Here is a 5,152-nt window from a genome sequence, read left to right on the forward strand (position 1 = left end):
ATCCATATAATGATCGAGTTGGTCGAGCGCGAACTGTACCCCGCAAATTATTAGCCCCGTATCGGACGAGTACGAAGGCCAAGTCGACATTGCGCTTGCATTGGCCAGATACAAGGGATTGCATCGTCGATGCCAGAAACGACATAGGCTGTTGCCCTAACGCGAATCTTGAGCTGCCAGTGCTCAGAGCCCTAGATTCGCTCGATCTGACGATCGATAGCCTTCATCGCTCGCTCGTTCCGTTCACTGTACCGGTTCGTCAGATAATCTGTATGTCCACGCATCAAAATTGTGATCTTGAACAATTCTTCCATGACGTCGACGACGCGATCATAGTATGCCGACGGGCGCATACGACCGCCTTCATCGAATTCTTTGTACGCNTTCGTCAGATAATCTGTATGTCCACGCATCAAAATTGTGATCTTGAACAATTCTTCCATGACGTCGACGACGCGATCATAGTATGCCGACGGGCGCATACGACCGCCTTCATCGAATTCTTTGTACGCCATTGGCACAGAGGATTGATTCGGTATAGTGAACATTCGCATCCAACGGCCGAGAAGTCGTAGGGTGTTCACAACGTTGAACGACTGCGATCCGCCGCACACTTGCATGACGGCCAAAGTTCGGCCTTGGCTAGGGCGGACGCCCCCTTGTTCCAATGGAATCCAGTCAATTTGGTTCTTCAACACCGCCGATACTGTCCCGTGCCGCTCAGGGCTGCACCAAACATGTGCCTCCGACCAAAGGCAGAGCTCGCGCAGTTCGACTACCTTCGGATGATCTTCCGTAACGCTGCCGACCATTGGAAGTTCTCTAGGGTCAAAAATCCTGACATCTCCGCCGAAGTGCCGCAGAATCCGAGCTGCTTCTTCGGTCAAGAAACGGCTAAATGAGTGTTCGCGCAGTGAGCCATATAGCAAAAGGAACCGTGGCGGGTGGTCCATGTCAGGAGCTGATGCGAGCTTTTGCAGGGTTGGGACCTCGAGATGGTCGCCTTGAATATTGGGAAGGGTTGCGATTTTACTCATGATGAATTTGTCCATTGACGTCTATTACGTGCTGACCGTCCTCTTTCGTAAACGCTCCTTGCTGTGGTTCGCCAAGAATGTCGAGCACCAGTTCAGACGGCCGGCACAGCTTAACGCCCGCAGCGGCAACTACGAAAGGACGGTTGATCAAGATGGGATGGGCCAGCATGGCTTCCAACAACTGGTGGTCGCTTAATTGCGGATTGTCCAGTTCGAGCTCGAGATATGGAGTTCCTTTCTGGCGGATGGCTTCGCGTACGGTTAGACCAGCATTGGAAATCAATCTTCCAAGAGTGGCGCGGTCAGGAGGGTCCCTCAAATAATCGACCAACGTCGGCTCAATGCCGGCGTTGCGGATCAGGCCAAGGGTGTTGCGCGACGTTTCGCAAGCAGGATTATGGTAAATAATGACACTCATGATCGATCCTTATGCTAGGCGTATCGCTAAAGCGGCTAACGTGAGCAGCAACACGGGTAGCGTAAGAACGATGCCAACACGGAAGTAGTAGCCCCAGGAGATGTGAATGTTTTTACTGTCGAGCACGTGTAGCCATAGCAGAGTCGCTAGGCTTCCGATCGGCGTGATCTTGGGGCCAAGGTCGCTACCGATGACGTTGGCATAGATCATTGCCTCTCGCACGACTCCTTCAGTGGCCGTAGCATCGATCGACAGTGCACCGATCAGCACGGTAGGCATATTGTTCATGATGGAGGAGAGGCCTGCTGTAATGAAGCCCGTACCCAGGGCTGCGCCCCACACGCCGTAACTCGCGCAACGCTCGAGCAACGCCGTGAGATAGTCGGTGAGACCCGCGTTACGCAACCCATAGACGACCAAGTACATACCGAGCGAAAACACCACGACCTGCCACGGCGCTTCGCGCAGCACTTCGCGCGTGGAGATGCGATGACCGCGCGCTGCAACTGCCAACAGCATCACTGCGCCTACTGCAGCTACTGCACTGATCGGCACGCCGATCGATTCAAGCCAGAAGAAACCGATCAATAGCAGTGCGAGGACCCACCAGCCAGTAATAAAAGTTGCCCGGTCATGAATTGCCTCATGTGGGCGTTTCAACTGCGCCAGGTCGTAGTTGGCCGGAATATCTCGTCGGAAGAACAGTAGTAGAGCGGCCAACGTTGCGATGACCGATACCACATTGACTGGCACCATCACGGCCGCATATCGCGCGAAGCTGATGCCGAAATAATCGGCCGAGACGATATTGACCAGGTTAGAAACCACAAGCGGCAAGCTGGCTGTGTCGGCGATGAAGCCCGCGGCCATTACGAACGCAAGCGTCGAGCGTGCATTAAAGCGCAGCGCACGGAGCATGGCGATCACGATTGGCGTGATGATCAGTGCTGCCCCATCATTGGCAAAGAGCGCTGCGACGGCAGCCCCAAGTAGGACCAGCATCACGAACAGTCGCTTGCCGTTCCCGCCACCCCACCGCGCGACATGTAAGGCCGCCCATTCGAAGAACCCGGCCTTGTCGAGCAGCAGGCTGATGATGATGACTGCTACAAAGGTGCCGGTCGCATTCCAAACAATATTCCAGACTACTGGGATGTCGGCGAGGTGAATGACACCCGCCAGAAGCGCAACTAAGGCGCCAATCGATGCGCTCCAGCCGATTCCAAGACCACGAGGCTGCCAGATGACAAAGATGAGAGTAACGAGAAAAATCAGGAATGCGATCAGCACGGGTGATCCCGGAAAAGGTAATGGTCGGGTTGATGGTTGCGCGGCAGGCCAGGGCAAACTGCCACAGCCGGCCTGCGGTTACTAATCGGTCAGGTGCCGATGGTGCCAATGCGGTCCAGTTCTTCTTTGAACCGAACCCGGTCATCTTTCAGCTCTTCCAGCGGAAGCGACAAGAATGCCTTGATGCGTGCATTAATGATGTCGTAGGTGTGCTCGAACGCTGACTCGATCTCTTCCTCTGTTCCGACCACGTGGCCGGGATCGTCCAGTCCCCAGTGCGTTCGGATCACCTGTCCCAAGTAAGCCGGGCAGGTTTCGCCAGCAGCATTGCTGCACACGGTCACGACAACATCAGGAGTGACCGGCAGATCATCCCAAGACTTGCTGTAATAGCCTTCTGTCGAGATGCCCTTGTTATAGAGTAACGCCACTGCGCGCGGATGAAGCTGCCCGGCAGGCTGACTGCCTGCGCTGATGGCCTTTAGGCCAGCCGGTGCGAGATGGTTGAAAACGCCTTCGCTCAAGATCGAGCGGCATGAGTTGCCAGTGCAAAGAAATAGGATGTTCATGTGAGAATGGTCGTTGGGTCAAAAAAAAGGGTCAAACTGGTGTAGAGCCAATGCCGCTGACCTGCGCCTGGATTGCATTTTTCTCGAGCATATTGAGCGGCAGACTCGTGAACAGATTCATCCTGGTCAGGATCTGCCTGTACACCTTGTTAAATGCGGCTCGCTTTTGCTCATCAGTACCTGTGACAGCGGCGGGATCTTCGAAACCCCAATGTGCCGAGATGGGATGACCAGGCCAGATTGGGCAAACTTCTCCTGCCGCGTTGTCGCACACCGTAAAGACAAAATCCATATGCGGCGCGTCGGCCTGGCTGAACTCATCCCAGCTTTTGCTACGCATTTGAGTCACGGCGTAACCGGTACCGCGTATTTGCTCGAGAGCGATTGGGTTGACGGCGCCGGTCGGGTGACTGCCAGCCGAGTACCCGCGAAAACGCCCCTTGCCCATGGTATTGAGCAGTGCCTCTGCCATGATGCTGCGAGATGAATTGCCCGTGCACAGAAACAGCACGTTGTAGATCTTGTCTTCCATGATTTCTCCAGGTCGATTAACTGCTTGCATGAGCGAAGCTGAGGTAGCCGCGCTATTTGTCCAAAGAGCGGCGCCTACTGGTCCGCAGGGAATGCCCTTGCAGCAATCTTCGCTGAGGTACTCAACCAAGCCACCCATCGTGTCCAGGTTTGCCGTGTAGATAATTGAACGACCCGCCTGACGAGGACTGACGAGACAGGCGTGCGTGAGTTCCTTCAAGTGAAACGAGAGCGCCGGAGGCGTAATGCCGAGGTGATCGGCGATCTTGCGTGCGGCAAGACCTTCTGGGCCGACCTGAACCAGCAGGCGAAAGACGTCGAGCCTGCTCTCTTGGGCGAGCGCAGCCAGCGCGCCGAGTGCGGATTTTTTCTGCATGCCTAGGCAACCTTCAAATGTTCAACAACTTTTTAATTATTGCATGTTTTTTGGGGAAGATTCAACGTATATTGAACTATTTTTGTGCAAATGCAGCATGTGCGGCGGAAGGCTGGGAACGGCCTGGCTCTCGGCAGAGCGGAGCACTGGTCGATCACGTGATCATCCTGAAACTGGCGATGTTGTAAGAAAATGGGCACATGAAGCTGGTCGTGACAGACACGCTCTGACACCTGACAGCAGCTTGCGGTGTAGGCAAAGCTATGGAGAAATCGTGACAGCGAAATGGCGTATGATCGGCATCCTTGCATGCACGCAAATTATCTCGTGGGGCTCGATGTTCTACGGATTCAGCGTCATCGCGCCCGAGATCGAGCGAGAGACCGGGTGGAGCAGTGCGCTTGTGTTCGGGGCTTATTCCTGGAGCTTGCTCGCAGCTGGCGTTGCCGCGACACCTGTGGGCATGTTGCTCGACCGATACGGTGGCCGCTCAATCATGAGCATTGGCTCGGTTGTTTCCGCCATCGGTTTGTTCGCACTTGGCATGAGTAAGACGCCTGCCACTTATATCGTTGCATGGACGATCATTGGCTTGGCGATGAGCTTGACGCTGTATGAGGCGGCTTTTGCCACAATTAATCGTCGTTTTGCCCTGCAAGGTCGCAAAGCGATATCGATGCTCACACTGTTTGCTGGCTTCGCGAGCACGGTGTTCTGGCCGCTCACTCAGGTGCTTGATACGTCGCTCGGGTGGCGCGATACCTATCTGCTTTACGGGGCCTTTCACCTGGTGATTTGCCTGCCACTTCACATGCTACTCGGTAAGGAGCAGGTAAGGCAGATTTCGCGCCAGAACGCACACCGTGGACATACGCTTTTTGAAGCAATACGCGGTAATCCCCCCACAAAAAGAGCGCGATCAGAAGTAGAA

Annotated in this window: 6 protein-coding genes and 1 pseudogene; 1 reads left to right on the plus strand and 6 read right to left on the minus strand. The window is 54.8% G+C overall.

Features of this window, described 5'->3' with window-relative positions; translation table 11 throughout:
• Positions 1–191: 191 nt before the first annotated feature.
• The 6 genes and pseudogenes from arsH to QPK27_RS25080 all read right to left on the minus strand — a co-directional run.
• Positions 192–1,052, minus strand: coding sequence for an arsenical resistance protein ArsH (gene arsH / locus QPK27_RS25055; protein WP_290420863.1), 861 nt, complete (start codon positions 1,050–1,052; stop codon positions 192–194).
• A complete protein-coding gene (arsC, locus tag QPK27_RS25060) occupies positions 1,030–1,455 on the minus strand; it encodes an arsenate reductase (glutaredoxin) (protein ID WP_147934240.1) in 426 nt (141 codons plus the stop codon). Before arsC ends, arsH begins: the two co-directional genes overlap by 23 nt.
• A gap of 9 nt (positions 1,456–1,464) precedes the next feature.
• On the minus strand, positions 1,465–2,745 hold the full coding sequence (locus QPK27_RS25065) for an arsenic transporter (RefSeq protein WP_290420864.1): 1,281 nt from the start codon (positions 2,743–2,745) through the stop codon (positions 1,465–1,467).
• Between the two features lie 89 nt (positions 2,746–2,834).
• The gene (locus QPK27_RS25070; protein ID WP_290420865.1) at positions 2,835–3,314 is read right to left on the minus strand and encodes an arsenate reductase ArsC; all 480 of its coding nucleotides are present in this window, start codon (positions 3,312–3,314) and stop codon (positions 2,835–2,837) included.
• Between the two features lie 31 nt (positions 3,315–3,345).
• Entirely contained in the window at positions 3,346–3,846 is a 501-nt protein-coding gene (locus QPK27_RS25075) for an arsenate reductase ArsC (RefSeq protein WP_229493505.1), read from the minus strand.
• A 201-nt stretch (positions 3,847–4,047) separates the two neighbouring features.
• Positions 4,048–4,221: pseudogene (locus QPK27_RS25080) on the minus strand (helix-turn-helix domain-containing protein); the annotation flags it as partial.
• A gap of 274 nt (positions 4,222–4,495) precedes the next feature.
• Here QPK27_RS25080 and QPK27_RS25085 point away from each other — a divergent pair.
• On the plus strand, positions 4,496–5,152 hold a 657-nt coding region (locus QPK27_RS25085; RefSeq protein WP_290420866.1), incomplete at its 3' end, for an MFS transporter.

This window comes from Massilia sp. YIM B02443 (assembly GCF_030411955.1).
In the GTDB taxonomy this organism is placed as follows: domain Bacteria; phylum Pseudomonadota; class Gammaproteobacteria; order Burkholderiales; family Burkholderiaceae_D; genus Telluria.

Coding starts and splice junctions, on each gene's coding strand:
- QPK27_RS25070 (WP_290420865.1), bottom strand. CDS start 3,314: ATGAACATCCTATTTCTTTGCACTGGCAACTCATGCCGCTCGATCTTG.
- arsC (WP_147934240.1), bottom strand. CDS start 1,455: ATGAGTGTCATTATTTACCATAATCCTGCTTGCGAAACGTCGCGCAAC.
- QPK27_RS25075 (WP_229493505.1), bottom strand. CDS start 3,846: ATGGAAGACAAGATCTACAACGTGCTGTTTCTGTGCACGGGCAATTCA.